This is a genomic window from Accumulibacter sp. (assembly GCF_031732815.1).
Taxonomy (GTDB): Bacteria; Pseudomonadota; Gammaproteobacteria; order Burkholderiales; family Rhodocyclaceae; genus Accumulibacter.
In genome coordinates this window covers 1-2,705 of the sequence record NZ_JAVMKF010000279.1, presented here as the reverse complement: position 1 = coordinate 2,705, position 2,705 = coordinate 1, and the positions used below count along the sequence as shown (strand labels likewise).

The window sequence follows — 2,705 nt, the reverse complement described above, 5'->3', positions numbered from 1 at the left end:
TGGCACCTCCTTCAAAGAAATGAACCGGTCCCGCCTGGGGACCGCCTGGTGAGCATGAAAAGGCGAACAAGCCCGGGACCACCGAGCCAAAGCGGAAAGGCACGCAAGGGTACAACAAATAAGGGCTGCCGAGCGCACGCCGAACGGCTGTTTCATGCGTCGTGTCGCCCGGCGGCAGCTCGCGCGCACGCTGAAGCCGCCTGACCCGGGCGCACTTGCCAGGTGATCCGCCGGGTCAGGCGGCGCTTGGATCAGGGCAGGCTGGGCCGGATGAAGCGCTCATCGCTGGTCAATGTGCCAAGGAAGGCAACGATCTGCCTGATTTCTTCGTCCGACAGCTTGCGGTCTACGAGCAGTGGGCTCCGCTTCGGGTCGGCGCCGCCGCCGGCCGCCATGTAACGCACCGCGTCTTCCAGGCGGCTGCTGCTGCCGTCGTGAAAATAGGGCCCGGAAGCGCCGACCGAGCGCAGCGTCGGCGTCTTGAACGCGTGCAGGTCCTGCGTCTCCTTGCTGATCGCCTGGCGGCCGGGGTCAGGTTGGCTTTTGCCGGCTTCCAGGCCGATGTTGTGGAAACGATTGTCGGTGTACAACGGGGGCGTGTGACAACTTGCGCAGCCGGCCTTGCCGATGAACAGTTCGTGTCCGGCGATCGCTGCCGCTGACACTGCCGCCGGATCGCCGGCGAGGTAGCGATCCCAGGGCGAATCGCCGCTGTTCAGGGTGCGCAGGAAGGCCGCCAGTGCGCGCGGGATGTTTTCTGCCGTCGGCTCGCTCGCGAAGACGGCCTGGAACTGGCTGCGGTAGCCGGCGACGGTGCCGATGAGCGCTGCTGCGCGTTGCGGGTCGGCTCCGATCTGCGCTTTCCAGGCGGCTGCAATCTGGCCCTCGAGCGTTTTCGCACGGCCGTCCCAGTACCAGGAGTCGGCGTAGCCAGTGTTGTAGAGCGTCGGCGTGTGTCGAGTGTTCATCGCGCCACCCACCTTGCGCGAAAGGGCAAGCCCATCCGTCCAGCCAAGGTGGCGGTAATGGCAACCCTCGCAGGACGTGCTGCCGTCGCCCGAGAGCCGTTTGTCGAAGAACAACTGCTTGCCAAGGGCTGCTTTCGCTGGTGTCGTCGGATTGTCGGGGGGGTCCGGTGGCGGCGGCAGCGCCGATGAGCGCGGATAAGAAACATCTTCGCGCGGCAGCGAAACGCAACCGATCAGCAGAACGCCGAGTACGCTGCACAGCAGCGCCGCGCGTTTGGTCATGGCAATCATTCGTCGTGCTCCTCGTTGGGTGATGGGTCGGGAAGTCTATCTCACTCTGCCCGCCTCCTCGTCGCTCGCCAGCCGCCCGCAGAGGCCGTAGGCGAGGAGGAAGGCGCCCAGATGGTAAGTCGCGTTGAGCAGCCAGCCGTACTGCGTGCAGGCAAAGACCGTCGCCGCCAGATAGGCAACGATGGCGGCGCCGAGCAGCATGGCCCGCCAGGCGCGACGCCGGTCCAGGCAGACGCGGCGCAGCCAGCCGCCAGCGGCGGCGAGCGCCAGCATGACGACGAACTGGGCAAGCGGGCTGAGCTCGCGCACGTGGATGCCCTGCAGCAGGTTGTTCAGCACATCGGCATGCAGTTCGACGCCCGCTCGCCATTCACTCGCAAGTCCGCGACGAACGAGGAATTGGTCGCCTGTGCGGCGCGTATCGCCAACCAGGACGATACGGTTGCTCAGTCGGAGGTCGCCGGCAGCGGTCGTTGCCGCAGCAAACTGCTCGTAGTCGTAGCGTGCGGGTACGGCGCGCCAGGCGGCGGGTGGCGCCAGGCGAATCAGCATGGTGGCGACGCGGTCGTCCTCAGCCAGCAAGGGACAGTCGCGGCTGGCCTGTCCGGAAGCTTCGAGCTGCCGGCCGACCGGCTGCAGCGCACCCTGCCAAAGGACGTTCTCGTCCGCGCCGACCAGCGTCAGTTGCCGGGCCTGCGGGTCGACGACCGCCAGCCGGCCACCGGCGGCGAGCGAGCTGATGGCGAGCAGGCTACGCCGGCCAGCGGGCGCCGCTGGCCCCCCTGCCGTTTCATCCTTGCTTGCCTTGACGACAGCGAGCGGCACCGTGGACGCATAGCCCAGGCGGCCGCCGAGACAAAGCAGGCCGCCGTCGGCAAGTGCGGGCAAACCGGGCAGCATCGCCGGCTCGCCGTCGAGCAGGCGCCGAACGCCGACGATCACCCGTGTTCCGCGCTCGCGGGCGCGCGCTATCGCCGCGAGAAAGGCGTCGTCATCCTCAGTTGGTCGTTCGAAGAACAGGTCGAACACGATCAGTCTCGCACCGGCCTCGGCCAGCCGGTCGACAAGTTGCGCGTGCGCCCGCCGCCAGGCGGGTCCCGGCCGCCCAAGGCGAGCCTCGCTTTGCTCGGAGAAGCCGACGATGGCGATCCGCTCGCTCACCGCAGGCGGCGCGAGCAGGTCGCCGATCGCCATCGTGTAGCTCGCCAGGCGGGTGTCGATGCCCAGCGCATCGAACAACTGTACCCACGCAAAGAGCACCATGGTCAAGGCGATGCCGACGAGGGCAGGCTGTTGCCACTGGCGTGCGCGCTCGGCGCGCGCCATCCGCGCGAACTGGGCGAGCAGCGAGGGGCGTCGCTCGATTTGCCGGATCAGCGCGTCGAGATCGAGCTGAAAGCGGCGGTCGTCGAGTTCGTGCGCCTGGCGGTGCGCCAACTCGGCGAT

At 67.8% G+C, this 2,705-nt stretch carries 2 protein-coding genes; both read right to left on the bottom strand.

Features of this window, described 5'->3' with window-relative positions; translation table 11 throughout:
- Positions 1-251: 251 nt before the first annotated feature.
- The gene (locus RKP46_RS16290; protein WP_311107591.1) at positions 252-1,259 is read right to left on the bottom strand and encodes a cytochrome c peroxidase; all 1,008 of its coding nucleotides are present in this window, start codon (positions 1,257-1,259) and stop codon (positions 252-254) included.
- Between the two features lie 36 nt (positions 1,260-1,295).
- Positions 1,296-2,705: CHASE2 domain-containing protein (locus RKP46_RS16285; RefSeq protein WP_311107590.1), on the bottom strand; the 1,410-nt coding region annotated here is incomplete at its 5' end.